29 protein-coding genes are annotated in these 25,878 nt (G+C 69.3%); 9 read left to right on the top strand and 20 right to left on the bottom strand.

What is annotated here, in order from left to right; translation table 11 throughout:
- Positions 1 to 78 precede the first annotated feature (78 nt).
- Genes menD through BLU77_RS01020 form a run of 3 tightly spaced genes read right to left on the bottom strand, consistent with a single transcriptional unit; the run spans position 79 to position 3,137 of the window.
- Complete coding sequence (gene menD / locus BLU77_RS01030; protein ID WP_089771300.1) at positions 79 to 1,719, bottom strand: 2-succinyl-5-enolpyruvyl-6-hydroxy-3-cyclohexene-1-carboxylic-acid synthase; 1,641 nt, start codon at positions 1,717 to 1,719, stop codon at positions 79 to 81.
- 13 nt (positions 1,720 to 1,732) lie between these two features.
- Positions 1,733 to 2,206, bottom strand: a complete 474-nt coding sequence (locus tag BLU77_RS01025) for a GNAT family N-acetyltransferase (RefSeq protein ID WP_089771299.1) — start codon at positions 2,204 to 2,206, stop codon at positions 1,733 to 1,735.
- Entirely contained in the window at positions 2,199 to 3,137 is a 939-nt protein-coding gene (locus BLU77_RS01020; RefSeq protein ID WP_089771298.1) for an o-succinylbenzoate synthase, read from the bottom strand. Before BLU77_RS01020 ends, BLU77_RS01025 begins: the two co-directional genes overlap by 8 nt.
- A gap of 100 nt (positions 3,138 to 3,237) precedes the next feature.
- Between BLU77_RS01020 and BLU77_RS01015 the strand changes: the two genes are divergently transcribed.
- Both BLU77_RS01015 and BLU77_RS01010 read left to right on the top strand, forming a co-directional pair.
- Positions 3,238 to 3,561 (top strand): DMT family transporter, encoded by a 324-nt coding sequence (locus BLU77_RS01015; protein ID WP_089771297.1) that lies wholly within the window; start codon positions 3,238 to 3,240, stop codon positions 3,559 to 3,561.
- Positions 3,561 to 4,100, top strand: coding sequence for a TetR/AcrR family transcriptional regulator (locus tag BLU77_RS01010; protein WP_089771296.1), 540 nt, complete (start codon positions 3,561 to 3,563; stop codon positions 4,098 to 4,100). The genes BLU77_RS01015 and BLU77_RS01010 overlap by 1 nt, the downstream gene beginning before the upstream one ends.
- 88 nt (positions 4,101 to 4,188) lie before the next feature.
- On the opposite strand, the gene BLU77_RS01005 is transcribed toward BLU77_RS01010, so the two are convergent.
- The 7 genes from BLU77_RS01005 to BLU77_RS00975 all read right to left on the bottom strand — a co-directional run bounded on the left by BLU77_RS01005 (position 4,189) and on the right by BLU77_RS00975 (position 11,589).
- Entirely contained in the window at positions 4,189 to 5,550 is a 1,362-nt protein-coding gene (locus BLU77_RS01005) for a 2Fe-2S iron-sulfur cluster-binding protein (RefSeq protein ID WP_089771295.1), read from the bottom strand.
- Entirely contained in the window at positions 5,547 to 6,704 is a 1,158-nt protein-coding gene (locus tag BLU77_RS01000) for an amidohydrolase family protein (protein ID WP_089771294.1), read from the bottom strand. The genes BLU77_RS01005 and BLU77_RS01000 overlap by 4 nt, the downstream gene beginning before the upstream one ends.
- On the bottom strand, positions 6,694 to 7,563 hold the full coding sequence (locus BLU77_RS00995) for an IclR family transcriptional regulator (RefSeq protein ID WP_175476894.1): 870 nt from the start codon (positions 7,561 to 7,563) through the stop codon (positions 6,694 to 6,696). Before BLU77_RS00995 ends, BLU77_RS01000 begins: the two co-directional genes overlap by 11 nt.
- Positions 7,564 to 7,643: 80 nt before the next feature.
- Entirely contained in the window at positions 7,644 to 8,381 is a 738-nt protein-coding gene (locus BLU77_RS00990) for a DUF624 domain-containing protein (protein WP_245708612.1), read from the bottom strand.
- A gap of 11 nt (positions 8,382 to 8,392) precedes the next feature.
- Complete coding sequence (locus BLU77_RS00985) at positions 8,393 to 9,280, bottom strand: carbohydrate ABC transporter permease (protein ID WP_089771292.1); 888 nt, start codon at positions 9,278 to 9,280, stop codon at positions 8,393 to 8,395.
- Positions 9,280 to 10,215 carry a carbohydrate ABC transporter permease gene (locus BLU77_RS00980; protein WP_089771291.1) on the bottom strand — a complete coding sequence of 312 codons (936 nt, stop codon included), beginning with the start codon at positions 10,213 to 10,215 and terminating at the stop codon, positions 9,280 to 9,282. Before BLU77_RS00980 ends, BLU77_RS00985 begins: the two co-directional genes overlap by 1 nt.
- Before the next feature lie 72 nt (positions 10,216 to 10,287).
- Positions 10,288 to 11,589 (bottom strand): ABC transporter substrate-binding protein, encoded by a 1,302-nt coding sequence (locus BLU77_RS00975; RefSeq protein ID WP_175476893.1) that lies wholly within the window; start codon positions 11,587 to 11,589, stop codon positions 10,288 to 10,290.
- Positions 11,590 to 11,849: 260 nt separating this feature from the next.
- Here BLU77_RS00975 and BLU77_RS00970 point away from each other — a divergent pair, with 260 nt between their 5' ends.
- The 4 genes from BLU77_RS00970 (at position 11,850) to BLU77_RS00955 (ending at position 15,565) form a co-directional block, all read left to right on the top strand.
- Positions 11,850 to 12,800: a 1,4-dihydroxy-2-naphthoyl-CoA synthase gene (locus tag BLU77_RS00970; protein WP_089772889.1), complete on the top strand. Its 951-nt coding sequence runs from the start codon at positions 11,850 to 11,852 to the stop codon at positions 12,798 to 12,800.
- A gap of 93 nt (positions 12,801 to 12,893) precedes the next feature.
- Positions 12,894 to 13,235 (top strand): hypothetical protein, encoded by a 342-nt coding sequence (locus BLU77_RS00965; RefSeq protein WP_089771289.1) that lies wholly within the window; start codon positions 12,894 to 12,896, stop codon positions 13,233 to 13,235.
- 196 nt (positions 13,236 to 13,431) lie between these two features.
- The gene (locus BLU77_RS00960) at positions 13,432 to 14,085 is read left to right on the top strand and encodes a hypothetical protein (protein WP_139177507.1); all 654 of its coding nucleotides are present in this window, start codon (positions 13,432 to 13,434) and stop codon (positions 14,083 to 14,085) included.
- 103 nt (positions 14,086 to 14,188) lie between these two features.
- Positions 14,189 to 15,565, top strand: a complete 1,377-nt coding sequence (locus BLU77_RS00955; protein WP_089771287.1) for an FAD-binding oxidoreductase — start codon at positions 14,189 to 14,191, stop codon at positions 15,563 to 15,565.
- Between the two features lie 16 nt (positions 15,566 to 15,581).
- Here the strand turns inward: BLU77_RS00955 and BLU77_RS21930 are convergent, their stop codons facing one another.
- From BLU77_RS21930 to BLU77_RS00945, 3 genes are all read right to left on the bottom strand, one after another.
- Entirely contained in the window at positions 15,582 to 15,743 is a 162-nt protein-coding gene (locus BLU77_RS21930) for a hypothetical protein (protein ID WP_175476892.1), read from the bottom strand.
- Between the two features lie 112 nt (positions 15,744 to 15,855).
- Positions 15,856 to 16,623: an LLM class F420-dependent oxidoreductase gene (locus BLU77_RS00950; RefSeq protein ID WP_089771286.1), complete on the bottom strand. Its 768-nt coding sequence runs from the start codon at positions 16,621 to 16,623 to the stop codon at positions 15,856 to 15,858.
- 27 nt (positions 16,624 to 16,650) lie between these two features.
- The gene (locus tag BLU77_RS00945; RefSeq protein WP_217632337.1) at positions 16,651 to 17,769 is read right to left on the bottom strand and encodes a DUF3048 domain-containing protein; all 1,119 of its coding nucleotides are present in this window, start codon (positions 17,767 to 17,769) and stop codon (positions 16,651 to 16,653) included.
- 46 nt (positions 17,770 to 17,815) lie between these two features.
- Between BLU77_RS00945 and BLU77_RS00940 the strand changes: the two genes are divergently transcribed.
- Together BLU77_RS00940 and BLU77_RS00935 are read left to right on the top strand one after the other, a co-directional pair.
- Positions 17,816 to 18,961 carry an AMP-binding protein gene (locus tag BLU77_RS00940; protein WP_217632336.1) on the top strand — a complete coding sequence of 382 codons (1,146 nt, stop codon included), beginning with the start codon at positions 17,816 to 17,818 and terminating at the stop codon, positions 18,959 to 18,961.
- Between the two features lie 86 nt (positions 18,962 to 19,047).
- Positions 19,048 to 19,917 carry a 1,4-dihydroxy-2-naphthoate polyprenyltransferase gene (locus tag BLU77_RS00935; RefSeq protein ID WP_089771285.1) on the top strand — a complete coding sequence of 290 codons (870 nt, stop codon included), beginning with the start codon at positions 19,048 to 19,050 and terminating at the stop codon, positions 19,915 to 19,917.
- On the opposite strand, the gene BLU77_RS00930 is transcribed toward BLU77_RS00935, so the two are convergent.
- Positions 19,876 to 20,217: a DUF4229 domain-containing protein gene (locus BLU77_RS00930; RefSeq protein ID WP_139177504.1), complete on the bottom strand. Its 342-nt coding sequence runs from the start codon at positions 20,215 to 20,217 to the stop codon at positions 19,876 to 19,878. The genes BLU77_RS00935 and BLU77_RS00930 overlap by 42 nt on opposite strands.
- Positions 20,218 to 20,239: 22 nt before the next feature.
- Between BLU77_RS00930 and BLU77_RS00925 the strand changes: the two genes are divergently transcribed.
- On the top strand, positions 20,240 to 20,611 hold the full coding sequence (locus BLU77_RS00925) for a PLD nuclease N-terminal domain-containing protein (RefSeq protein ID WP_089771283.1): 372 nt from the start codon (positions 20,240 to 20,242) through the stop codon (positions 20,609 to 20,611).
- On the opposite strand, the gene ccsB is transcribed toward BLU77_RS00925, so the two are convergent.
- The 6 genes from ccsB to BLU77_RS00895 form a co-directional block, all read right to left on the bottom strand.
- A complete protein-coding gene (gene ccsB / locus BLU77_RS00920; RefSeq protein ID WP_245708611.1) occupies positions 20,596 to 21,567 on the bottom strand; it encodes a c-type cytochrome biogenesis protein CcsB in 972 nt (323 codons plus the stop codon). The genes BLU77_RS00925 and ccsB overlap by 16 nt on opposite strands.
- The gene (gene resB / locus BLU77_RS00915; RefSeq protein ID WP_089771282.1) at positions 21,564 to 23,204 is read right to left on the bottom strand and encodes a cytochrome c biogenesis protein ResB; all 1,641 of its coding nucleotides are present in this window, start codon (positions 23,202 to 23,204) and stop codon (positions 21,564 to 21,566) included. The genes ccsB and resB overlap by 4 nt, the downstream gene beginning before the upstream one ends.
- The gene (locus BLU77_RS00910; protein ID WP_089771281.1) at positions 23,201 to 24,004 is read right to left on the bottom strand and encodes a cytochrome c biogenesis CcdA family protein; all 804 of its coding nucleotides are present in this window, start codon (positions 24,002 to 24,004) and stop codon (positions 23,201 to 23,203) included. The genes resB and BLU77_RS00910 overlap by 4 nt, the downstream gene beginning before the upstream one ends.
- Positions 24,001 to 24,609 carry a TlpA family protein disulfide reductase gene (locus BLU77_RS00905; RefSeq protein ID WP_245708610.1) on the bottom strand — a complete coding sequence of 203 codons (609 nt, stop codon included), beginning with the start codon at positions 24,607 to 24,609 and terminating at the stop codon, positions 24,001 to 24,003. The genes BLU77_RS00910 and BLU77_RS00905 overlap by 4 nt, the downstream gene beginning before the upstream one ends.
- Positions 24,606 to 25,250, bottom strand: a complete 645-nt coding sequence (locus tag BLU77_RS00900; RefSeq protein ID WP_089771280.1) for a histidine phosphatase family protein — start codon at positions 25,248 to 25,250, stop codon at positions 24,606 to 24,608. The genes BLU77_RS00905 and BLU77_RS00900 overlap by 4 nt, the downstream gene beginning before the upstream one ends.
- A 96-nt stretch (positions 25,251 to 25,346) precedes the next feature.
- Complete coding sequence (locus BLU77_RS00895; protein WP_089771279.1) at positions 25,347 to 25,817, bottom strand: MarR family winged helix-turn-helix transcriptional regulator; 471 nt, start codon at positions 25,815 to 25,817, stop codon at positions 25,347 to 25,349.
- Positions 25,818 to 25,878 lie beyond the last annotated feature (61 nt).

Raw genomic sequence — 25,878 nt, 5'->3', positions numbered from 1 at the left:
GGCTGAACTGTTCCTGGGAGTCCCCTGAGAGTCCTGTCTCCCTAGCTCTACCGGGCGGTCCCGACGGCGGACCGGTGCTCAGCTGCCCAGCGCACTCCGGACGGCCTGGCGTACCGAGCCGGTGAGCCTCTCGGCGCGTTCGTGTGCACCGGCGGGATCCAGGCGCACCTCGATCACGCTGCGTCCATGGATGCCCTGGTCGAGCGCGTCCATCAGCTCGCTGACGGTGCGGACCTCCTGGTGCCGGGCGCCGAAGCCGGCCGCGAGCGCGGCCAGGTCCACACTCTGCGGGGTGGCGAAGAACCGGCCGAAGGTCTCGGCGTGCTCCTCCTTCCCGTGCTCGAGCGTGGCGAAGATGGATCCCCCGTCGTCGTTGAGCACAATCACCTGCAGGTCCACCTCGCGCTCGAACCTCCCGCGGGCGAGGCCGCCGACGTCGTGCAGGAAGGTGATATCCCCGATCAGGGCTCGCACCGGTGTACCGGTCAGGGCCACACCGGTGGCGGTGGAGATGGTGCCGTCGATGCCGGCCAGGCCACGGTTGGCGAGCACCTGGGCCGCTGCGAACGCCGGACCGGCCGGTGCCGCGAGGTCGGCGTCGCGTACTGCCATCGAGGAGCCGAGCAGCACGGTCCCGCCGGCCCCGAGCACGGCGTGGGCCACCGTCGGTCCGTCGAGAGGGCGCGGCCTGTCCAGTGCGGTGATCGCGGCGGCCGAGGCCAGCTGCCACCGGTGCAGCCAGTCCCGCTCGCCCGCCCCGAGATCGCCGGGCACGGCGATGGCGTCGGCGACCACGCGTGCGGTGCCGGCCACGTCGGCCCAGTCGGCCCTGCCTGACACCACCACCACGTCCAGGTCGTCCCGGGCGAGCAGCCGGGTGATCGGCCGGCTCAGCGTGGGCCGGCCGAGCACCACCACCCGCTCGATCTCGCGGGCGAGCTCGTCGGCGATCACCCGGCCGGCCGCCACAGCGGTGGCGGCCCCCCGCAGGCCGGAGGACGGCTCGGCGAGAACCGGCCAGCCCCAAGAGCCCACCTCCTGGACGGGTCCAGCGCGGTGAGCCCCGTCACCGGCCACGACCACGGTGCGCGGACCACGCGGCAGCACCACAGGCTCCACTGGTCCGGTGGCGACCACCTGCACCGGTGCAGGGACCTCACCGGCCCAAGGGCCGTCGTCGGGGGTGAGCGGGTCCCGGAAGGCGACGTTCAGATGTACCGGCCCCGGGGCACGGGTGCGGGCGCCGGTGGCGGCGGCCACGGCCCGGGTGACGGCGCTGCGCACCCCGCGCATCGGATCGGCGTCGTCAGCGGGCAGCTCGGTGAAGCTACGCACCGCCGTGGCGAACACCTTCACCTGGTCGGTCGTCTGGTTCGCACCCACACCGCGCAACTCGTGCGGCCGGTCGGCGCTGACGATCATCAGCGGCGCCCCGGAGTGGCTCGCCTCGAGCACCGCGGGGTGCAGGTTGGCCACGGCCGTGCCCGAGGTGGTGACCACGGCCGCCGGGCGCACCCGGGCGATGCCGAGCGCGACGAAGCCCGCGGATCGTTCGTCGACGCGGACGTGCACTCGGAGCCAGCCGGCGTCCTCAGCGGCGTGCAGGGCGTAGGCAAGCGGTGCGCTGCGCGACCCCGGTGCCAGCACCACGTCGCGAATCCCGGCGGCCACCAGCGCGGTCACTACGGCGCGGGCGCGGAGGGTGGAGGGATTGGTCATGCTCGCGATCTTGTCACGGCGCTGCCCCGGGCCGGCGTTCCAGCAGCGCCCCAGCCGCCACGAAGCCAGCGCTCCGGTAGAGCGGCACCGACGCGTCGTTCGCCCGCACCGACAGTCGCGCGCCGACGGCGTCAGCCGCCTCGCACAACGACCGCACCAGCATGGTGCCGATGCCATGGCCCCGGTGCTCGGCGAGGACGAAGACGCTCTGCACATCACCCGTCATGCGGTGCGCGTCGTCGACATTCGGTACGCGTTCGTCGAGCACCAGCCAAGCCATCCCGACCAGCGTGCCGTCCACCTCGGCCACCCGACAGACGAGCCGGTCCTCGCGATCAGCCATCCACCGCGCCAGTGAGGCAATGAAATGGGTGCGCTCCGAGAGGGAGACCGTTCGTTCGGGCGCAGACCAGGCGATCTTCAGGTCGGCGAGGGCGGGCAAGTCGTCGGCGCGCGGCGCCCGCACCTGGGCTCCCCGGTCAGTCACGGCAGGCAGCCAGGCGTTCCTGCCACCGGGCAGTCAGCGTCTCGTCGGCAGCTGCTGCCGCCAGCAGCGCGGGCGTAGGTGCCGCCCTGCGTACCGGAAGCTCACCACCGGAGGGGAGCAGCGGGTCGTCGGTGACGTCCCGGTCGAAGAGGTGCACCGTGGCCAGGCCGCAGGCGTAGGGAAGCTCTGGGAGGGCCGCTGCGAGCGCCACCCCGGCCGCGATCCCGACGGAGGTCTCCAGGGCCGAGGAGACCACTGCAGGCAGTCCGATCTGCTCGGCGATCCGCAGTGCCGCGCGCACCCCGCCGAGCGGCTGCACCTTGAGCACCACCACGTCGGCCGCCTCGGCGCGGGCCACGGCATACGGGTCCTCGGCGCGGCGGATCGACTCGTCCGCGGCGATGGGCAGGCTGAGGCGACGGCGCAGCGCGGCCAGGTCGGCCACGGCCGCGCAGGGTTGCTCGGCATACTCCAGGCCGCCAGCGGCGCGGTCCAGGATCGGCAGCCGGCGGCGTGCCTCGTCCAGGTCCCAGGCGGCATTGGCATCGATCCGGATCGCCCCGCTCGCGCCGAGCGCGTCCCGGACGGCTTCGAGGCGGGCCTGCTCCTCGGCGAGGGTCTGGCCCGGTTCGGCGACCTTCACCTTGGCGGTGCGGCAGCCGCCGCCGGCGATGACGATAGCGTGCGCCCGTTCGGGGGTGGTGGCCGGGACGGTGACGTTCACCGGGATGCTCTCGCGCACCGGGTCGGGGAAGGGCAGCGTGGCGGCTTCGTGGGCGGCCGCCCACCAGGCGCGGGACTCCGCGAGGCCGTACTCCCAGAACGGGGAGAACTCGCCCCAGCCGGCCTCCCCCTGGATCAGCATGCCGTCCCGGCGGTCCAGGCCGCGGAACCGGGTGCGGAGCCCGATCGAGTAGCACGCCGTCCTCACTCGGCAAGGATACGGCCCCCGAACCACCCGCGTGCAGGACCGGTTGGGCAACCAGTTCTATATTCTGGTACTTTTGTACTAGAAATAAGGAGGTGGCGTGATGGCGTGGGTCATCTTGATCGTGTCCGGGATGCTGGAGACCGTATGGGCGACGAGCCTGAAGGCATCGGAAGGGTTCACAAGACTGTGGCCGTCGGTGGTATTCGGCGTCTCGCTCGCGGCGAGCATGGCCGGGCTCGCCTACGCACTGCGCAGCCTCCCGGTCGGCACCGCCTACGCGGTCTGGGTCGGGATCGGCGCGAGCCTGACGGCGGTGGTCGGGATGGTCTGGCTGAGCGAGGGTGTCAGCGTGATCAAGATCGTCTCGCTGGTGCTGATCGTCGCGGGTGTGGTCGGCCTGAACTTGGCCGGTTCGGAGCACTGATGCCTTCGAAGGGGGCGCGCAGGCGGGACTCGGTGATCACCGCTGCGGCGGACCTGTTGCTGGAGCGGGGCCCCGGCACCTGCACGCACCGAGAGGTGGCCGCCCGTGCCGGGTGCTCGCTCTCGGCCACCACCTACTACTTCTCCTCGCTCGAGGAACTGCTCGGCGCGGCCGGCGAACGCATCGTGCGCGGCTGGGCGGACCACGCAGAGCGCGTGGCGGCCGAGCTCGACCCCCGGGCGAGCCGATCGCAGCGGATCAGCGCCGCCGTCGCCGCGGTGCTCCCCGAACCGGAGCGGGTGCGCGGGCACTACGAACACCTCGCCGGAGCCGGCCGCAGCCAGCAGGTTGCCGCCGCCTATGCCGCGGGACGACCCCGGGTGGACGCGGCCCTCACGCAGATCGCCGGCCCGCTCGGCCTCGACGCCGCTCTCGTGGTCGCGGTGATCGACGGTGCAGCGATCACGGCGTTGAGCGAGGGCGGCGATCCGGCCGCCCTCGCCGCACAACTGCTCGACCTCAGCTGCCCAGCCGCCTGACCGCCGCCTGACCTGGCGGCTGATCCGGCACGATCCGAACCGGACCACGCCAGCATGGCCGGTGCCGAGCCGGCGATCCGTGGCGTCGCTAGGCGTCGAGGACGACGGTTCCGGTGGCGCGACTGGTGCAGATCATCATGGTGCCGGCGTCATCGTGCTCGTCGGCATCCAGGATGGAGTCACGGTGGATCGGAGTACCGCTGACCACGGTTGTCTCACAACTACCGCACCACCCCTGCTCACAGGAGGAGTCCCGCGCGATGCCATGCCGTCGAAGGGTGTTCAGGAGCGTGTCATCAGCGGGCACCTGCAGGGTGCGCCCGGTGCGGGCGAGGGTGACCTCGAAGGGACGGTCAGACTCCGAGCTGTTCGATACGGGCGTGCTCGTGAACCGTTCGGTGTGCACCGGGAGGTCACGACTGGTCGCGGCGACGGCGGCACGTACCGCGGACGTCAGCGACTCCGGGCCACAGCAGTAGATGGCGGTGTGCGCGGGCAGATCGGCCACGAGCGCCGCGATCTCGGGGCGGCCGGCCACGCTCGTGCCGATCATCGTCACAGCCGGGACTGCTGCGAGCTCCGAGCCGAACGGCATCCCCGCCTGGTCTCGGCCGATGTAGACGGCCTGGTAGGAACCACCACGCCGGGCGACCATCGTGATCATCGGCAGGATGGCCGTGATCCCGATGCCACCGGCAATGAACAGGTAGTGCGGGGCGTACCGCAGCGGAAACCTGTTCCGCAGCGCCTTCATCCGCAGGCACGCGCCGCGCGTGGCAATCTCGTGCAACTCGCGCGAGCCGCCGCGTCCGCCCGCTTCGGCGAGCACAGCGATGCGGTACCGGTACTTCTCCCGCGGATTGCCGCACAGAGAATAGTGACGCACCCGGCCGGAAGGAAGCGCGAGCTCGATATGGGCGCCCGGGGACCATGCCGGCAGGCTGCCCCCGTCCGCGGCGCTCAGGTCGAGGACGAGAACGTGCCCGACCCGGTCCACCTCAGCGACGACGAGATCACGCTTATGCATCAGACCGCGGTTGGAGGCGTCGTAGATACGACCGTCCTGAACGTGGATGGGGTGGGAGCGGAGCTTGGCGCCGGACCCTTCGGCGAGGTGGTCGCCGGTGGCTAGGTCGAACTCCCAGCCGTGCCAGGGGCAGCGCAACACCTCGCGATCGCGGCCGTAGGTGTACTCGTACACGGCGGACTGCAGTCGGGTGCCCGTGACCGGTCCACGGCAGACCGGGGCAGCTTCGTGCGGGCATACATTGCGCCAGGCTCGGATCTCGTCCGCGACGCGATACAGGCCGATCGGTGTGCCGTTCACGTCACAGCGCAATGCGCCGTGACCTGCGGGAGGGACGTCCTCGACGCGGGCAATCTCCGCCGTCTCGGGACCGACCGGATGATCCGGGATGAGCTGGTTCGTGGCGGGTGTCGCGATGGTCATTCGACGGGGACCGCTTCGGTCATCGGCTGCTCGACCGGCTCGTCCGTTGCCGGCAGGTGCGCCGGGAGATCCTCCGGCAGCGGCATCCGGATGATCCCGTAGAGCTCGGCGGCGGTCTCCCCCATGATGCGTGCACGCGTCGAGGAATCGATCGCGGTGAGGATGAGGTTGGCGTTGTCGTAGTCCCAGTGGGGGTAATCCGAGGAGAACATCAGCGTGCGTTCGGCCTCGATCATGGCGAGGATCTGCGTGAGTTCTTCGGGACGCCTGGGCTCTTCGATCGGCTGGGTGGTCAGGCGAACATGGTCGAGGATGTACTCCGACGGCAGGCGCGTCAGCCACGGGGTGGTGTCCCGCAGCGCCTTGTAGTTCTTGTTCATCCGCCACATCAGGTGCGGGAGCCATGCCGTCCCGCCCTCGATCGCGATGAACCGCAACGAGGGGAAGTGCTCGAAGGCGCCCTCGGTGACCAGTGAGTTGATCTGCGCCATGTAGCCGATCGGGAGGATGTTGTGCCACTCCATGTACCGGGAAGGCCACCCCATGGGCGTGGGCGGGAAAGCGGTGCCGGCACCCTCGGTGCCGGGGTGGACGGCCAGCGGTAGGCCGGTCTCGCTGCAGGCCTCGAAGATCGGCCAGAACTCCCGTTGGCCGATCGGACGCCGCGTGGCGGCAGCTGCGATGACCTGGACGAAGCGTTTGTCGCTCGCCCAGTGTCTGATCTCACGGGCCGCCGCGTGCGGGTCATCGAGGTTCACCAGGATCGAGCCGCGGAACCGGTCCGAGATGGTCAGCCAGGTGGCGGCGGTGCATTCGTTCATCGCCCTGGCCATCATGTTCTGGTAATCCAGATCCGTGCCCAGGTGGATCAGGTGGGGCCCGGTGAGGATTGCGTAGTCGATCCCATACGGATCCAGGTGATCGGAGATCAGGAAGTACGGGTCACTCGCCGGCGCACCGCCGTTCGGCGGGGTGACATCCTTCCGGGCGACTCCACCACGCGGATTCGCGTAGTTGTGGCTGGTCGGCACCGAAGCTGTGCGCCATCCCCCGGCCCAGACTGCCGGGATGAACCGGTCGAGATCGGGAAGTGCGTTGTGCACATCGCCGTCGATGACGACTCCGGCGCTCCCTGTGGTCGCTCTACTGCTCATCTAAATCTCCTTCATCTGTACTGTCCCGGTGCCGCGACAGGTGGTCGCTGTGCAGAAGGTTGTCCGGCAGGTGGCGCCGAAGCGCTGCAAAGTCGGGTGGTGCGGGGCGGTTGACCTCGCCCCCGAACGCCTGCGACGCCTCGCTGCACGCCTCATAGAGCATGTCCAGGGCCGCAGGGTTCATCACGTCTGCAGCGAGGTAGGCGGGTGTGAAGAGACCCAGCGAGCACAGGACCTCGCCATTGCGGGCGCGCACGGGCATCGCGATACTGACGGCGGACCGAGGATCGCGTGTGGGATTGAGTGCCAGTCCGTGTTCGCGGATCTGTGCGAACACCTGCCGCCAGGAGGGATAGAGCCGCGGCGAGAGGTCGGTGCGGGCGATGTAGTCCCCCCAGTGCTTGCGGTCGCCGAAGGCCACCAGGACCCACCCCGTAGCAAGTTTGAGCGGGTCCTTCCAGACGTCGTGCTCAACCCGCATTCCCAGTACTCCCGGGCTGGGCGTCGACGCCACGATGCGTGCCTCGCGTCCGACCAGGACCGTCGCCGTCGACGCGAGTTGTGCACGTGCACTCAAGGAGACGAGAATGGGATCGACGTGGGCGACGAGCTTGGCTGCGTGATCGTGCCAGCTGCCCGAGCCGATGGCGGCCGGGCCGAGGGCGTATCCGCCGCGAACCCGCACCAGATAGTTACGCATCGTGAGGGTGTGAATCAGTCCATGTGCGGTCGAGGGCGGTAGGCCGACCAGTTGGCCGATCTGAGTGACGCCGAGTGGACCCGACCGCGTGACGACCTCCAGCACGTCGAGCGCACGATGGACCGACTGGACGCCGACGCTAGCCTTACGAGTGCTCACACCGACGACGGTAGGGACGCGGTCCCGCAATGCCAAGGCCGCCATCGGCCATGCCGAATCCTCGGCATCGGCACTCGCATTCAGTTCCGTCCGGGAAGACCTGAGAAGCGGATCGCGGATCCCTGGGGCAGTACCGGTTTGAGTGTGTAGCGGGAGTTCCCCCACACCGCATAGAGCAGCGGGGTCGCGGCCAGCCCGACGGCGAGGGCCGGGTGGATCACGAAGAGTCCCGCGAGTAGGCCCAGCACCAGGAAGGACACCGCGGTCAGGTACCAGCGTCGTAGGCCCAGGTAGAGCGAGGCCCGTAGGACGTCCCGGAGCCGGGCGTCCGGGCGCTCGACGCTCGCCACCAGGGCGAGCAACGCCGTCGCGGTGGCGAGCAGGAACAGCACCACGAAGACAGGGGTGAGGACGGCGCCCAGGGTGGCGCCCCACAGGGCGAGCACGTCCACCACCAGGATCACCGCCGTCGTGGTCCATAGGAGTCCGACGGCGAGTGAGCGGCGCAGGTGCGCCGCCCAGGAGCGCCAGAAGGTGCGGATCACCTCGGTGCCATGCGTGCGGGAGTAGTGGGTGAAGACCGCGAAACCGGCGGTGAGTGCGGGTGTGGCGAGCACACCCGCACCCAGCAGCGCCGGCCAGGACGTGACCGGATCGGTGCTGACCAGCAGCACCACCAGTGGCAGGGCGCCGACCAGCAACATCGCGTTGGTGCCGAGCACCAGGTACCCGATGCCGATCACTGTTTCCCAGGTTTGGGCCGAGGGCATCCGCAAGCGTCGCCGCTCCGGCCGCTGGCCCCGTTCCGTGCCCACCATGGTCACCATCGTCAGCCCTTGAGCCCCGCGGTGGCGATTCCTTGGACGAAGTAGCGCTGCCCGAGCATGAAGATCAGCGCGATCGGCAGCACCGAGATGACTGAGCCGGTCATGATCAGCGCATATTCGGCGTTGTACTGGGACACGAAGGACTTCAGCCCGATCTGGATGGTCCAGATGTCCCGGTCGCGCAGGTAGATCAGCGGGCCGAGGTAATCGTTCCAGGTGTTGACGAACGTGAGCAGCGTCAGCGTGGCCACGGCCGGGCCGGAGAGCGGCAGCACGATCTTGCGCCAGATCGAGTACTCCGAGAGCCCGTCGATCCGGGCCGCCTCGGAGAGCTCCTCCGGGATGGACTCGTAGTACTGCTTCATCAGGAAGACCCCGAACGCACTGAACGTCTGCAGCGCGAGGATCGACCACAACGTGTTCGACAGTCCGGCCTTGGAGAGCATGATGAACTGCGGGATCATGTACGCCTGCCACGGCACCGCGATGGTGGCCACGTAGGTCAGGAACAGCACGTCCCGGCCGGGGAAGCGCATCTTGGAGAAGCCGTAGGCGGCGAAGCTGCCGGTGAGGACCTGCAGGAAGGTCACCGAGACCGACAGGATCAGGGTGTTCTTGACCCAGTTCAGCATGTCGGCCTTGGCCCAGATGTCGAGGTAGTTGCGCCAGACCACCGGGTCGGGCAGCCACTGGATCGGGACGGAGAAGACCTGGTTGTTCATCTTCAGCGAGGAGGTCACCATCCAGAAGAACGGCAGCATGATCGCAGCCGCTGCGACGATCAGCGCCACGTACAGCAGCACCCGGGCGACGAGCCTGCGGCCCGCCTTGGGGTCCTTGCGCAGCTGGGGAGTGGCCGTGCTGGGGCGATCGAGGGTGACGGTGGCCATCAGACCTCCCTCCTCTTGTTCAGCAGGAACTGCACCACCGTGAGGGCGAGGCAGATGAAGAACAGCACCACCGCCACGGCGGAGGCGTAGCCGAAGTCGTTCTCCTCGAAGCCCTTGCGGTAGATGTACTGGGCGAGGACCAGGGTTGAGGTGCCGGGGCCGCCGTCGGTCATCACCAGGATCAGGTCGAGGATCTTGAAGCTCTGGATCGTCAGGATCACAGTCACGAAGAACGTGGTGGGTCGTAGGCTCGGCACGGTCACGTTCCAGAACCGCTGGACCGCGTGCGCACCGTCCACCCGGGCGGCCTCGTAGAGCTCGCGCGGGATGGCCTGCAGCCCAGCCAGGAACAGCAGCATGTAGTAGCCCATCTCGCGCCACACGCTCACCAGCACGATCGAGGGCATCGACCAGCTGGCCGAGGTGGTCCATCCGGGCGGGTTGTCGATCCCCACCGCCATCAGGAACTGGTTGATCGGACCCGAATCGGGGGAGAACAGCATGTTCCAGACCACCGCGATCGCCACGATCGAGGTGATGTAGGGGAAGAACGCCACGGTGCGGAAGAACGCGATCCCACGCATCTTGTGGTTCAGCAGCAGTGCCAGACCGAGCGAGGCCGCCAGCGTGAGGGGGATGTGCATCAGCGCGTAGTAGGCGGTGTTGGCCAGCGCGGTGTGGAACGTGCCGTCGGTGAGCAGCCGCTCGAAGTTCTCCAAGCCGATCCAGTCCGCCTGCCCGAACGCGTTCCAGGACGTGAAGGCGAGGTAGAACAGGATGAGCACCGGCACGAGCGTGAGCACCGCGAAGCCGATGAAGTTGGGCAGGATGAAGGTCCACCCGATGAAGGTGTTGCGAAGCGTGAGCCTGCTGCTGCGGGCCCGGCGCCGTGGTGGCGTCGGTGCAGCGGAGGCGTCCACAGCCGTCGTCGCCATGGTTCTCCTCGTCGATTCAAGGGGCACCGGCCGGCCGCGGTGCGCGGCCGGCCGGTGCGAGAGTGGGTGGGGTTAGCCGAGCACCTCGGACTGCGCCCGCTCCATCGCCTCGGCGATGCCGTCGGCCGGGGAGACCGTCCCGGCGAGGATCGCCGAGTGAGCATCGTTCAGGATGTTCTGCAGGGACGGAGTGAGCTCATCGACGGGGAATCCCAAGCGGGGCGCACTCTCCGCGAAGGCGAAACTGGACAGGTCGTCCGACGGCATTTCACTCACCGAGAAGTACGCGTCGGTGACTGCCTCGCTGCCATATGCAGGGGAGATCCCCACCTCGGCCACAGCGACGCCCGCTTCCTCGCTGGCGACAAACGCCAGGAAGTCTCGTGCTGCGTCCAGCTCCGGGCCGGATACCCCCGAGTTGATTCCGATCCCGGTCGGCGATCCCGGCGAGACGGGCGATTCGATAGTGGATGCATTGGGCTGAGGAGCGGGCGCGAAACCCCACGCGAAGTCATCCGCGTCACCACTCTCCTGCTGAGCCAGCAGCACGCCCACGTACCACGACCCCATCGGCATCATCGCCGTCTGTTGCGTGCCGAAGACAGCCTTGTAGTCGGTTGAGTTGGTAGTGATCGATCCGTACGTGACTTGCGCTCCCGCGTCTTGCAGCGCAAGCGTTCGCTCGTACCAGGGCACCAGGTACTCCCACTCACCGGAAAGCACGTCCGCCTCCGGATCCTGGGTGTTCGCGAACGCCAGGACGAGGTCGCCCCAGTGCTGCTGGAAGGTGCCGTAGGCGTCGGATCCGGCGGCGTCCAACGCCTCGGTCAACTCCTCGGCAGCGGCGGCGTAGTCGTCCCACGTCCACGACCCGTCCGGGTACTCGATCCCGGCAGCGTCGAACAGGTCCTTGTTGTAGAACAGGTACCAGGCGTCCTGACGGAACGGAATCGCGTACGTGACGTCATCGATCGTATAGGTGTCCAGGCCGACGATCGGCGGATCGTTCTCCGCGGCGATGTCGGACACGTCCAGGAGCTGGTCACCCTCGTGCAGCGTGATGAGATCGTTGAGGCTCTTGAGGGTGATGAGGTGCGGGGCTGAATCAGCAGCCAGGTCCGCAATGATCTGCGTGCTGTACTCCGTCGCGTTGTACTCTTGGATCGCGACCGGGGTGTCCGGGTTCTGCGCATTGTAGGCGTCGATCAGCGCATTGAACTCCGGTGTGATGCTGACGCTCCACGCCGAGAGCGTGATCTCCTCGACGGCTTCGTTCTCCGTGCCGCCACTGCTCTCGGCATCGCTGCTGCACGCTGTCAGGGCGAGCGCACCAGCGAGTGCCGGCGCGCCAAAGGTTATCCAGGTTCGCTTCATTGCGTTGTCTCTCTCTGTCGAACTCGTGGCACGGCATGCGCTCCAGGTCATTGGTTGCGAGTCGCATGTCCGGCTCCGACCGCTAGCGAGAGTGCACTCCGTTCGTCGGGGAAGTACAACGTCGATTCGGCATCGGCGAAAGCAGGTCGATAGGTGCCGCCATGGCCAGACAGAAACGAGGCGAAGTATCCCACTGCGGCATGGACAGTGGCCGGTGAGCCGATGGGGCTTCGGCCGCTCTGCTGACTACAGTGGCGTCCGTGAGCGATACCCCGGCCGTCCCCGCCCGCGTCTCCGAACTGTTCGACCCGCAGCGGTGGCGAGATGTCGACGGATTCAACTTCACCGACATCACCTACCACCGAGGCGTCGACAGATCGAGCGCCTCCGGGCCGGAGGATCTTCCGGTGGTGCGGATCGCATTCGACCGGCCCGAGGTGCGCAACGCATTCCGCCCGCACACGGTGGACGAACTGTTCCGTGCGCTGGACCACGCACGGATGAGTTCCGATGTGGCCGCCGTGCTGCTCACCGGGAACGGGCCGAGCCCGAAGGACGGCGGCTGGGCGTTCTGCTCGGGCGGCGACCAGCGCATCCGCGGCCGGGACGGATACCGCTACGAGGGCGAGACGGCCGGGGAAGTCGACCCTGCCCGCGCCGGCCGCCTGCACATCCTCGAGGTGCAGCGACTGATGCGCACCATGCCCAAGCCGGTGATCGCCGTCGTTCCTGGATGGGCCGCCGGCGGCGGGCACAGCCTGCACGTGGTGGCCGACCTGACGATCGCTTCGAGCGAGCACGCGAAGTTCATGCAGACCGACGCGAACGTGGGCTCCTTCGACGCCGGGTACGGATCGGCCCTGCTGGCCCGGCAGGTGGGCGACAAGCGGGCTCGTGAGATCTTCTTCCTGGCCCGGGAGTACTCGGCGGAGCAGGCCGAGCGGTGGGGGGCGATCAACGAGGCGGTCCCGCACGCCGAGCTGGAGGACCGGGCGCTGGAGTACGCGCAGATCATCGCCACCAAGTCGCCGCAGGCGATCCGGATGCTGAAGTTCGCGTTCAACCTCGCCGACGACGGGATGGCCGGGCAGCAGGTGTTCGCCGGGGAAGCCACCCGGATGGGTTACATGACCGACGAGGCGGTCGAGGGGCGCGATGCGTTCCTGGGCAAGCGCGACCCGGACTGGTCGGGGTTCCCGTACTACTACTGATCCCGAGCCGTCAGGAACTCGCCACGCGCGTTGACGGCGAGCAGATGCCGCCGCTCCACGGCGTGGAGAACGTGCGTGAGCTAGGTTGCGTGGATGGAAACCGTCACACTCTGGCGTCCGACAGGTCCGGACGAGCTCGACCTGGTGGCGGCCTCCGGATGGCGTGCGTGGCCGGCACGGCTGCCCGAGCAGCCGATCTTCTACCCCGTTCTCAGCGAGGAGTACGCCGTTCGGATCGCCCGCGACTGGAACGTCAAGGCAAGCGGCGTGGGCTACGTGACGCGCTTCGAGGTCGAGAGAGCCTTCCTCGACCAGTACGACGTCCAGCAAGCTGGAGGGCAGACGATCCTGGAGTACTGGATCCCCGCGGAAGACCTTGACGAGTTCAACCGGCACATCGTCGGCCTGATTGAAGTCGTCCGTGAGTTTCGATGAGCCACTAGGACGGGCCGCCGTAGGGCCGGGCTGCGACGGTGAACCGGCGGTGCGCTCCAAGGGCCTACCCGGATACTGGCGTGCCGCGATGATTCCTGACAGGTACCGTCTCGACGTGGGCTTCGCACGCGGCAAGACGGAGGACGACTGGGCCTCACTTCGGTGCGGGTACGGCAGCGCCGAGATGGTCCCCGCGATGCTCCGCCGTGCGGCGGCGTCGGGCACAGCCTTCGACGACTGCTGGGATGACCTCTGGACCGCCCTCTGTCACCAGGGCACCGTGTACAGCGCGAGCTACGCTGCCCTGCCGATCCTGACGGCTATGTGTCTGAGCCAGGACCCTCGCGGCTATTCCGCCCCGCTCCAACTCGCGGGCGCCATCCTTGCCTCCATCGATGGGCCGGAGGAGCCAGCCGCGGTGCGCCGGCGATACGGGGCAGAAGTCGCACAGTTGCACGCGATCGCAGAACGGGGCATTGAACTCGCAGGAACTGACCTCGAGTTCATCTACGGCCTCGAGACCTTGACGTCATTCGAGGATGGCGGTCCTTGGTCAAGAAACCTCAGCTATCTTGCGGACGGTGAAGCGCCGATGGAATGCGCTGGGTGCGCTGCGGCTCTGGTCCTGCACATCGACGATCTTCCAGCCACGGTCACTCGTCAGGACGTGAGCGAAGGATCGACGCCGGTCAAACCCACAGCGAATGTTGCTGGGACCGAAGCACGGCTTCTCGATCTCGCCACCCAGAATGACCGACAGCGTGTCGCCGACCAGTTCCGCTACCTGTTCGGCAATGCGACATGCCCCGTGTGCAGTGTCGACCTCCGCATCGCCAGCGTCCTCATCTAGAGGTCGTCAGTCGCCGACGCGAGTGGGGCCACGCCACTCCCCAGGCCCTTGGCTTCAGGTACCACCGGAGTAGCCTGGCAGTGAGGTTCGAGGAGGTTCGCTCATGTCAACTCTCCTGGACGACGCCCTGGCCGCACTGTCGCCGCCCGTGGTCCGCCCTGGTGACCCGGAGTACGACGCGGCACGGCGGGTGTGGAACGCCGCCGTGGATCGATACCCGCGGGCAGTGGTGCGCTGCCGCTCGGTCGAGGACGTGCGCGAGGTCGTCGCGCTCGCACGACAGCACGACGTCCCCCTGGCCGTACGCGGCGGCGGGCACAGCTTCGCCGGTCACGGCACCTGTCACGACGGCATCGTCATCGACCTCGGTGGGATGGACCAGATCGAGATCGATCCGCAGACACCGTGCGCCCGGATCGGGCCGGGAGTCCGCTGGGGCATGGTCGCCGATGCCGCCGCCGAGCACGGCCTCGCCCCGGTCGGCGGCCACGTCTCGGGCGTCGGAGTGAGCGGACTGCTGCTCGGAGGCGGGATCGGCTGGCTGGCCCGCGAGTACGGCCTGGCGTGCGACAACCTGCTCGATTCCACCGTTGTCACCGCGGACGGTCGCGTCGTTCGGGCAGCCGAGGACGAGAACCCCGATCTGTTCTGGGGCCTGCGCGGGGGCGGCGGGAACTTCGGGATCGCGACGTCGGTGACCATTCAGCTCCACCCGCTGCCGACGGTGTACGGCGGCATGCTGGTCTACCCGCGTGACCGGGTCCATGACGTGCTCGTCACGCTGCGGGACCTGAACGCCTCCTCGGAGCAACTCAGCGTCATGGCGGCTCTCACCACCGCCCCGCCGGCGCCGTTCGTCCCCGCCGACCTGCAGGGCGCGCCCGCGGTCCTGGTGGCCATCTGCTGGACCGGAGACCTGACCGAGGGCGACTCGGTGATCGCGCCGCTGCGCCAGATTGCGGAACCGGCGGCCGATCTCGTGGGGCCGATGCCGTTCGCCGAGCTCCAGCACCTCTTCGACGGCTTCAACGGGTCTGCCGGATTCCACATGCGCGCACACCTGCTCGCGGATCTGCCCGATGACGCCGTGGCCACGCTGGTCCACGAAACCGACGACCTTCCGCCCGGGATGAGCAGTGTCCTGATACTCCCGCTCGGCGGAGCCGTGGCGAGGGTCGACCCCGCGGCCACCGCCTTCGCACACCGGGATGTTGCCTACAACCTCGAGATCGCCGGTGCCTGGCCCCCGGGCGAGAACGACGTGGGTCCGTACCAGCAGTGGGCCGAACGCTGCTGGGACCGGCTCCGCCCCTGGGCGAGCGCCGTCGAGGTGAACCACGTCGCCGACGAAGGTCCCGATCGCGTGCGCACCGCCTACCCGGAGACGACCTGGGACCGGCTCGCGACCGTCAAGGCCACCTGGGACCCGGACAACGTGTTCCGGCTCAACCAGAACGTCCCACCGGCCACCTCGGCGTGATCACAGCGACCTCGAATTAGCCCGCGAAGAAACCGACCGCGGCGCGCACCGCGAAGCCGGCGACGGCCGCGAGGCCGCTGAGCACCGCGAGCGCGGCGATCAGGGACAAGGCAGCGGGCAGCAGGGAGTCCCGCACGGGGCGCGGGTCGGTTCCATCTCGAGCATCGATCGTCGTCATGTGATCGATCCTCGCGCCGGGGCGTCGGGTGCCACATCGGCCCCCAGGATCGACCTGACGCCGACGGGTCACCCCGGTGACTCACCTCGGCATCATCCCGTGGGTGGACGTGTCAGCCGCGCGTGTCCCGCCAGGCGACTGCCGCCCGCACCTCGTCCAGGTCGTAGTCCGGGCCACTGGTGCCGATGGTGAACAGGCTCGCACCGGCTGCGACGAACTCCTCGGCCTGCTCGACCCCGGGCCAACCGGTCGACCGGGCGATCTCGGCCGGGTCCCGGCCCACGTCGGCGCAGTGCCGTTCGAGCACGCCACTCTTGTGCGTGAAGGTCTCCAGGTCGCCGAAGCCGTGCCAGATGTTCGCGTGCTCGGCCACCAGGCGCAGCGTCTTGCGCTCACCACCACCGCCGACCAGCACGGGCAGGTCCCCGGCGGCGCGTGGGGTCAGCCGCTCCAGCCGGGAGACGATCCGGGGAAGGTACTCCTTGAACAGGGCGAGGCGCGTACCCGGGGTGCCGAACTCGTACTCGTACTCGGTGTAGTCCCGCTCGTTCCACCCGGCGCCGACGCCGAGGATCAGCCGGCCACCGCTGATGTGGTCGACGGTACGGGCCATGTCGGCCAGCAGGTCCGGGTTGCGGTATCCGCCGCCGGTCACCAGCGCACCGATCTGCACCCGCTCGGTCTGCTCCGCCCAGGCACCGAGCATCGTCCAGCACTCGTAGTGGTAGCCGTCCGGGTCGCCGGTGAGCGGGTAGAAGTGGTCCCAGTTGAACACCACGTCCACCCCGGCCTCCTCGGCGCGGAGCACCGCGTCCCGGATCAGCCCGTACTCCCCCGCATGCTGGGGCTGCAGTTGTACACCGATACGCACGTCACTCAAGTGAGGCTCCTCGAAGGCTCGTCATAGTCAGGAGATGCGGACGCTGGAGCCCGACGTGGGCACCAGTTCGATCCATGTGTTGCCTGGGGCCAGCTCGACCGTCTCGCCGTCGGAGGTGGTCAGCACGAGCGGGTCGCTCGGACCGTCCTTGGACCAGGTCACCTCAAGCGAACGTCCCCCGCTGGCCACGATCGCCTCGCCGCTGCCGGACATGATCGTCTCGGGCACATTGGCTCCCGAGGGGTCCACATAGGCGGTGGTGGAGACTTGGACCCGCAGCACCACGAGGTTCACTGCCGTGATTCGCCCGGCATCCTCTGTGGTGGCCGAGTCGCCGCCCTCGCTGCGCCGCCACGCGTCGTCGCTCGCGCTCCAGACCCACGACGGCGTTGCGCGCGGGAAGGAGATCTGCACACCGTCCGCAGGGCTTCCGTCGGTGACAGCCGTCGCGCCCTCGGCGCGGCGGGAGAACTCCAGCTGCTCAGCAGGCGGGTCAGAGTGGCCACCGTCGGCCTGGTCCAGGAACAGGGACGGCGTGCCGTAGAGGTTGTGCGGGGCGAACCGGGCGCTGCTGCGGGTGAATCCGCCGTGCCCGAGGTCGTCGGTGAGCACCTGCAGTCCGGCATTGCGGATGCTGTTGATGAAGGGGGCCTGGCCGCCGGAGGCCACCAGCAGCCCGCCGTACGGCGCGGAGATGGCCGAGTCCATCGGACGGACCGACCGGATCGGTCCCACCTGGGCCGGCAGGTCCGAGTGGTAGACGGCATTGAACCGGGTGATCCCACCCTCCACCATCTCTTCCCACACCACGTCCGCGGCCTGCAGGCCCGTCTGCGGGCGCGCCTGCTCCGAGTTCTCGATCTTGATCGACAGGGCGGGCCGGTCGGACAGCTCCTCGCCCGCCACTTCCCCGGTGAGCGGCCACCGCGGGGTGATCTCCGGCTCCGGCGGCGCCTGCTTGTCCGCGATCACGGGCGTCGGTGACGGGCTCGGCGTGGGCGACGGGGATGAGGTGGTCGGTGTCGGCGAGGGTTCCGGGTCCTCCCCGGCCGAACATCCGGCCGCCAAGGCCAGCACCAGCAAGGACGCCGCCCATGGGGCAGCGCGACGAGGGCGTCGGTGGGTCGGGAGCGCGACAGCGGGCACCCGCCTACTCTACGAGGTCCGGCCGCTGGGCCCGTACCCTGAGCACGTGCCTCGTCCCGCCGTACCCAGCCTGCTGCCCCGGCTCCAGGAGGCGCTCGCCGGCGGACCGCCCCTGCTGGTCGGCCCCGCGGCCGAGCGAGTCCGCGCTCAGGCACTCGACCATCCCGGCCTCGCGCTGGTGCTCGGCACGTCCGGATCCACCTCCGGCACGAGCCGCGCCGTGGCGTTGAGCGCCGCAGCCCTCCGCGCGAGCGCGGCGGCTACGCATGAGCGGCTCAGCGGACCTGGGCAGTGGCTACTGACCCTGCCGCCGGACCACGTGGCCGGGGTGCAGGTCCTGGTCCGTTCGCTCGAGGCGGGCACGGAGCCGGAGCTCACGCCGGAGGGCCCGTTCAACCCGGCCGAGCTGGCCGCTGCGATCACCCGGATGCGCACCGACGTGCCTCGATACGTGTCCCTGGTGCCGACGCAGCTGGTGCGGGTGCTCGACTCCAACGCCAGCGGCGCGCTCGCCGCACTGCGCACCTGCGCCGCAGTGCTCGTGGGCGGCGCCGCCACCCCGGCACCGCTGCTCGAGCGGGCCCGGCAGGCCGGCATCTCCGTGGTCACCACCTACGGGATGACCGAGACGTGCGGCGGGTGCGTGTACGACGGCGTCCCGCTCCAGGGCGTGACGGTCCGGCTGGCGGCCAGTGGCCGGATCGAGATCAGCGGACCGGTGCTCGCCGAGGCCTATCTGCAGGCACCTGGTCACGACGCCGGGGCGGCCGGTGCAGCCACCTCGGAGCTGGTGACCGAGGAGGGCCGGCGCTGGTTGCGCACCACCGACTCGGGCTCCTGGGCGGATGACCGACTGGTCGTGCACGGCCGATTGGACGACGTCCTGGTGACCGGTGGCGTGAACGTCCATCCCCACGAGGTGGAGCGCCGACTGTCCGAAGCAGCAGGTCTTCAGGAGTGCGTGGTGGTCGGCGTCCCGGACCCGACCTGGGGCGAGCTGGTGACGGCCGTCGTCGTGGGCCGGTCCACCTTGGCGGCCCTGCGCACCGAGGCTGGTGGCGGCCCGTACGCACCCCGTGCGCTGGTCCGCGTCGCAGCGTTACCCCACCGCGGCCCCGGGAAGGTCGATCGGCGCGCGGCCGGCGACCTCGCCGCCCGCGCCGTTGCCGACGGCACCGCCGAGGTGCACTGACCCGGCAGCCCAGAACGACATGCAATCTCCAGGGCCGGGATTGACTATCCTTCTTCGAGCCGTCCCCCTTCTCGATCGGAGCCCGCATGCCCACCCTGCGTGACTGGGCCACCGGCGCACGCCCGCGCACCCTGCCAGCCGCCCTGGCTCCGGTGCTCGCGGGCACCGGAGCCGCCGCGTTCGCCGGCGCTGCCTCCCCCGTCCGGGCGCTGCTCGCTGCGGGGGTGGCACTCGCCCTGCAGGTGGCGGTGAACTTCGCGAATGACTATTCCGACGGCATCCGTGGTACCGACGATGCGCGGGTGGGGCCGGTGCGACTGACCGCCTCCGGGGCCGTGGCCCCGAGGGCAGTGAAGCGGGCGGCATTCGCCGCCTTCGCCGTGGCTGGTGTGCTCGGGGTGCTGCTCTGTGCGCTCGCCGGGACGTGGTGGCTGATCGCCGTGGGGGCTGCGTGCGTGCTGGCCGGCTGGTTCTACACCGGCGGCCGGAACCCCTACGGCTATCGCGGACTCGGCGAGGTGGCCGTCTTCGTGTTCTTCGGCCTGGTCGCCACCCTGGGCACCACCTACACCCAGGCTCGCACGATCACCGGACCGGCGGTGCTGGCGGCTTGCGCGATCGGTGCCGTGGCGTGCGCGCTGCTGATGGTGAACAACATCCGGGACATCCCCACGGACGAGGTCGCCGGCAAGCGCACCCTCGCGGTGCGGTTGGGCGAACGGCGTGCCCGCCTTGCCTACGTTGTCCTGCTGCTCGCTGCGGTGGCCTGTGCACTGGCCATCGCGTTCTGGGCGCCGTGGGCGTTGCTGCTGATCGGGCTGGTGCTACCGGTGCTGCGACTCTCGGCGCAGGTTCTCGGTGGTGCCTCGGGCCGCGAGCTCATCCAGGTGCTTGCCCGGACCGGGCTGCTCGAGCTAGCGCTCGGGCTGGGCCTCGGGGTCGTTCTTCTCGTCTGAGTTCTCAGGGTCGGGCTCCGCCGTCGATGGTGGGTCCTGCATCCCGGCTAGCATCTCGTCCTCCTCGCGGGCATCCGATCCCATCGCCTCAGCGAACTTGCTCGGCCGACCGCCGCCTCGCTCCTGCAGCCAGGCAGCCGAGGCACGGCGGAACCTGTCCAGCAGCACGTAGCTCAGCCCGGCCCCGATCAGCACAGCCGCAGCAACCAGCAGCACCCCACGCATCCCGGCCAGGTAGAGACCTAGACCGGCCGCGACGATGAGCAGGATGCGCAGCACACTGTAGACGAGAACAGGCATGAACACAGCGTAGGCTCATCGGATGAGGATCCTGCTGTTCCTGGCTGTGCTGGCCCTCACGGTGTACTCGGTGATCGACTGCGTCGGAGGCGAGGAAGAGCGGCGTAAAGGGATACCCACCTGGCTGTGGGTGACCCTGATCATCGCGCTTCCGGTGCTCGGCGCGATCATCTGGCTGGCGGTCTCTCGCAGCCCCGGGGCATCCGGCCGCCCGGCGAGGCCACAGCGCACCCAACCGCTCGCCCCCGACGACGACGCCGCCTTCCTCGCCGACCTGGACCGGCGTACCAAGCCGAAGCCCCCGGCGGACGCCCCCGAGGACGAGGACGACGAGTCGAACGGATCCGAGAACGGATCCGAGAACGGATCCTCAGGCGGTCACAAGCCCGAGTAGGAGTGCCGGCCGTTGAAGAAGATGTTCACGATATAGAAATTGGCCAGCAGCGCCATGAAGCCGACGAGCGCGAAGTAGGCGAACTTGTTCGCCGCCCAGCCGGTGGTCACCCGGGCGTGCAGGTACGCGGCGTAGATCACCCAGATCACGAACGTCCAGGTCTCCTTCGGATCCCAGCCCCACGGGCGACCCCAGGCGTGCTCAGCCCAGATGGCACCGGCCACCAGGGTGAACGTCCAGGCCACGAACCCGACGGCGTTCAGCCGGTACGCGACCCGCTCCAGATCGATGACGGGCGGCAGTGCCTCCAGCACACGGCTCAGACGCGTGGCCTGGGGCGGCGCGGTAGCCGTGGCCACGGTGCCCCCCTCCCCCGAAGCCGGGGACCCGCCGTCGGGGCCCTGCGGGGCAGCAGTGCCGGCGGCACTGCCCTGGTCATGACCGCGCCCCCGGACCAGCTGCAGGATCGAGACCAAGGCACTCACACCGAACAGACCGGTGGCGAGCGTGGCCACGGAGACGTGGATAACGAGCCAGTAGCTGTCGAGTACCGGCTGCACCCCGTCGGCCGCGACGTGCAGGCTCGTCACCGCCAGACCGAGCGCGAGCAAGGAGAGCAGGGTCACGCCGACACCGACGTAGCGGATGTCCCGCCGCTGCTGCACCACGAGGAAGATCGCGGTCAGGAAGAAGGTGAACATGAGGGTGAACTCGTACATGTTCGCCCACGGCACCCGCCCGGCCGCGAGCGCCCGCAGCAGGGTGCCCACGGCCAGCACCGCGACGGCGAGCCAGGTGGTGGTCATCCCGATCCCGGCCGCGCGACGGCGCCGGCCCTTGCTCGCACCGCCGCCGAGGGCGGAGATGTCGACGGCGAACGCCACCATGGCCACCGTGTAGCAGGCCATCGCCGCGTAGACGAAGAGGGTGCTCCAGATGTCGAGCTCGATATTCACGGGTTCTCCTTCGTCTGCCGGCCGAGGGGGTCGAGGATTCGGTCCAGCTCACGACGCAGTCCCGGATCGTCCCCACGGGCCAGCGCTGCCGCCGTCACCACTGTAGTGCCGTCCGGTCCCGGGGCGATCTTCGCCCAGACCCGGCGCCGCGGCAGGAACAACGACGCGATCAGGCCCACGAATGCGAGTCCGGCGAAGACGCCCATCGAGGCGATGGACGGGTCATAGCGCACGTCCAGCGCGGCGAACCGGGGCAGGTCCTCGAAGGTGATGGTGCCGAGACCGTCTGGGAGCTCCAGGGTCTCGCCCGGGCGGAGCACCAGCCGGACGGGGTCACCGTCGGCGGCGGTCACCTCGTCCATATTCGTGGTGTCCAGGGTGAACAGGTTCTGCGGCTGCCCGTCGTCGAGGCCCAGGTCCCCGACGTACAGGGTGAGCACCAGCACCGGGTCGATCGCCTCCGGGTAGGCCGAACCCATCGGCTCACCCTCGGGGCTCTCGATGACTGTCGGCAGGAGCACCCCACTGAACCCCAGCTGCTGCTCGCCGCTGTTCGCGTCCGGCGCCATGATCACACCGTTGGAGGTGTAGAACAGATCCCCCGACGGCAGGAACATGGTGGGCTCGGCGAACGCCACCTCACCGTCACCATCGGTGACCGTGACGTTCGGGGCGTACCCGTTGCCGGTGAGGTAGACGCGGGTGGAATTGGTCTCGAGGGGTTGGTTCAGCACGATGTCCTGCTGCTGCTCAGCCCCGTCCGGGGAGAGCATCGTCACCGACGCGGTGAAGTCACGGGGCTGTGCGTCGTCGGTAAAGACGGAGGAGAAGTCGTCGAGCCGCAGCCGGAACGGCTCCATCGATTCGGCATCGAACCAGGCGCCGGTGTCGAAGGAGTCGTAGTCCAGCGGGGCGTTCACGAACGTGTGGCCCTCGACCACCACGATCTGTCCCCGGTAGTGCACCAGCTGGCCCCACGCCGTCACCACCAACAGTCCGACCAGGGCGAGGTGGAAGAGCAGGTTGCCGGCCTCCCGCCCCTTTCCTCGCTCGGCGGAGATGGTGCGGATCTGCACCGGCGTACCGGACGCCGTCGTGACCTCCTCGATCCCGGTGCGGTGGGCGTACCGCCTGCCGAGGGCGGCCAGGAGGGTGCGTTCGGTCTCCGCAGGGGTACCGCCGGTGCGGAGCTCGGAACGGACCTCGAACCGGGAGAGGCGGCGCGGCACCCGGGTGGGTTCGGAGCGCAGGTTCTTCAGGTGGGACCAGGTGCGCGGCACGATGCACCCGATCAGGGAGGTGAACAGGAGCAGGTACACCGCGGAGAACCACGGGGAGGAATACACGTCGAACAGGAACAGGGCGTCCAGCAGCTCGGCGGTGTCGGGGCTGTCCCGGTAGTACTGCAGCACCGCGTTCGGGTCCACCGACCGCTGCGGGAAGAAGGCACCAGGCAGGGCGACCACGGCGAGCAGCAGAAGCAGCATCAGGGCCACCCGCATGCTGGTGAGCTGGCGCCAGACCCAGCGCAGCCAGCCACGCATTCCGAGCCTCGGTCCACCGGTGGCGCCACCCCGGGCCGCCCGTTCCTGCTCGGGGTACGCCGCCCCCTTCAGCCCGACCGGTTCGTAGCTCATACGAGCACCTCGAAGTCGGCGATCAGGCCCTGCAGCGAACCCACCAGCTGCCCCCACAGGCCAGTCACCAGCGCGAGACCGATGAGTACCAGCAGGCTGCCGCCGATCCGCTTGATGAGCAGCCGGTGCCGCCGCAGCACGGTGAGCATACGCTGGGACGAGCGCAGGCCGAGCGCCACGAGCACGAACGGCAGGCCCAGTCCTACGCAGTAGAGCAGCACCAGCGCCAGGGCGCGCGCCGGGTCGGCGCCATTGATCGCGAGGGTCTGTACAGCGGCAAGAGTGGGACCGATGCACGGGATCCAGCCGAGGCCGAACACCACGCCGAGCAGCGGCGCTCCCCAGACCCCGGCGCGCGGGCTGAGCTGGATCCGGCGTTCCTGCTGCAGGAAAGGCACGGCGCCGAGGAAGGCCAACCCCATCAGGATCACCACCACACCGAGCACCCGGGTGATCTCTTCCTGCCACTGCACCAGCGCGAGGCCGACACCGGCCAGGGCCATCGTGGTGGCGGTGAACACGGCGGTGAAGCCGGCCACGAAGGCGAGCACTCCGAGCACGAGACGCCGACGCGCCGGGGCGGCCACGGTGGCGGTGCCGCCTCCTCCCGACCGGGTGCCCGCGGTGTCGGCGCCGACCATGCCACCGACGTAACCGACGTAACCGGGCACCAGCGGCAGCACGCACGGGGAGGCGAAGGAGATGAATCCGGCGATCAGTGCCACCGGCGCGGCCGCCAGCATGGAGCCGGAGAAGACGGTCTCGGCGAACGTGGCGCCGAGGTCGTTCAGCCAGTTCATGGTGCTTCGGCGAGCACGTCGTCGAGCAGGCCGCTGAGCGTGCTCGCCTCGACCAGGCCGATCACCCGTGCGGCCACTCGACCTTCGGCGTCGAGCACCACGGTGCTCGGCATCGCCTGCAGCGGCACCACCCCCTGCACGGCTGCCACGCCCTCGGCATCACGGTCGTGCAGGCTCGGGTAGGGCACGTCGAAGCGGCGCTCGAACGCCAGCGCAGTGCCGGCGTCGTTGGTGTGATTCACCCCGAGGAAGTGGACACCGTCGTCGGCGTAGTCCTGCGACACCTGGGCGAGGTCGGGCGCCTCGGCCCGGCAGGGTGGGCACTCGGCGTACCAGAAGTTCAGCACCACGGGGCCGCCGCGCCAGTCGGCGATGTCCACCGGCTCCTCGTGATAGCTCTCGCCACTGAGCTCGACCGGCTCGCTCCGCTCGGCGGGCGCCCAGGTCTCGATGGTGCCGTCTCCCGCGACGTAGCCGGAGGTCACGCCGTCGTCGGTGATGGCATCCTGGCCGGAACATCCGGCGAGCACGAGCACAGCGGCCATGCCGCCGAGCAGGACGCCCCGCCGCCGCGGCCCGGTGAACTCGGGGAACCGCAGGTTCACGGCAGGACCGCCGTGGAGGAGTCCGGGAGCAGGTCACGGCACGGCTCCTCGTAGTCCAGCGCCACGAGCGTGCCGTCGTCGAAGGTGAGGGAGGTCAGCGACGCGAGGGTGCATCGCCGCTGCCGAGGGTCGTGCACCATGGACCGTCCCTCGAGGTGGCGGCGCATCGCCCAGATCGGCAGCTGGTGAGAGACCACGACGGCTTCATGCCCCTCGGCGGCAGCGCGCACCTCCCGGACAGCCGCCGTCATGCGGGCGATCACCTCCACATATGGCTCACCCCAGGAGGGGCGCCACGGGTTCAGCAGCTTCACCAGGCGCGCCGGGTGCAGCAGCTGAGCGGGATTCTTGGCCACGGCGCTGCCCTCGAAGTCATTCCCTGCCTCGATCACCCGCTCGTCGCTGGCGATCTTCAGGCCGAACGCCTCAGCCACGGGAGCGGCTGTCTCCTGTGCGCGCAGCAGCGGCGAGGCGGTCACCGAGACGATGTCAGCACCACGCTCGTGCAGGGTGCTCGCGACCCGTGCGGCCATCTCCCGTCCCCGCTCGGAGAGGTGATAGCCGTCGAGACGGCCGTACAGCACACGCTCGGGGTTGTAGACCTCGCCGTGCCGGAGCAGGTGGACCGTGGTGTACGCCATGGCAACAGTGTCGCAAACTCCGCCCGGGGTGAGGGCACGACGGCGGAGCCACCGCACGTGAGGCGGCTCACCTTGGGCGGTGGCTGATGAAACCGCCTACTCGTCCTGGTGGTCGGCCTCGAGCTCGAGGGTGACCCGCTCGAACGCCTCCCCCACCGCCGTCAGCTGTTCGGGGGTGAGGACGTCCACGAGCCGTCGGCGCACGGACTCCACGTGCGCGGGCGCCGCGGCCACCAAGCGGTCGTACCCGGCATCGGTGAGCACACAGTCCACCCCGCGTCCGTCGTCACAGCTGGTGCGGCGCTCGACCAGCCCGGCCGACTCCATCCGGCGCACGGTATGGGTGAGGCGGGAGCGGGACGAGACGACCTGGTCGGCGAGCGCGGACATGCGCAGGGCACGGTCTTCTGACTCACTGAGCCGCACGAGCACTTCGTACTCGTTCATGGACAGCTCAGCGGCTTCCTCAAGATCACGACCGAGCGCCTCGAAGAGTGACCAGCATCCTTCCAGCAGGGACCGCCAATGGCGCTGCTGCTCCTGGTCCAGCCATCGCGGCTGTGTCATCTCGGTCCCTCCAGGTGATCTGTCTCTCGTGGTTTCTCTTGACAGGAGAGTAGTTGTCCGG

This window comes from Ruania alba (genome assembly GCF_900105765.1).
In the GTDB taxonomy this organism is placed as follows: domain Bacteria; phylum Actinomycetota; class Actinomycetes; order Actinomycetales; family Beutenbergiaceae; genus Ruania; species Ruania alba.
This window is presented reverse-complemented; position numbering and strand designations above follow the sequence as displayed.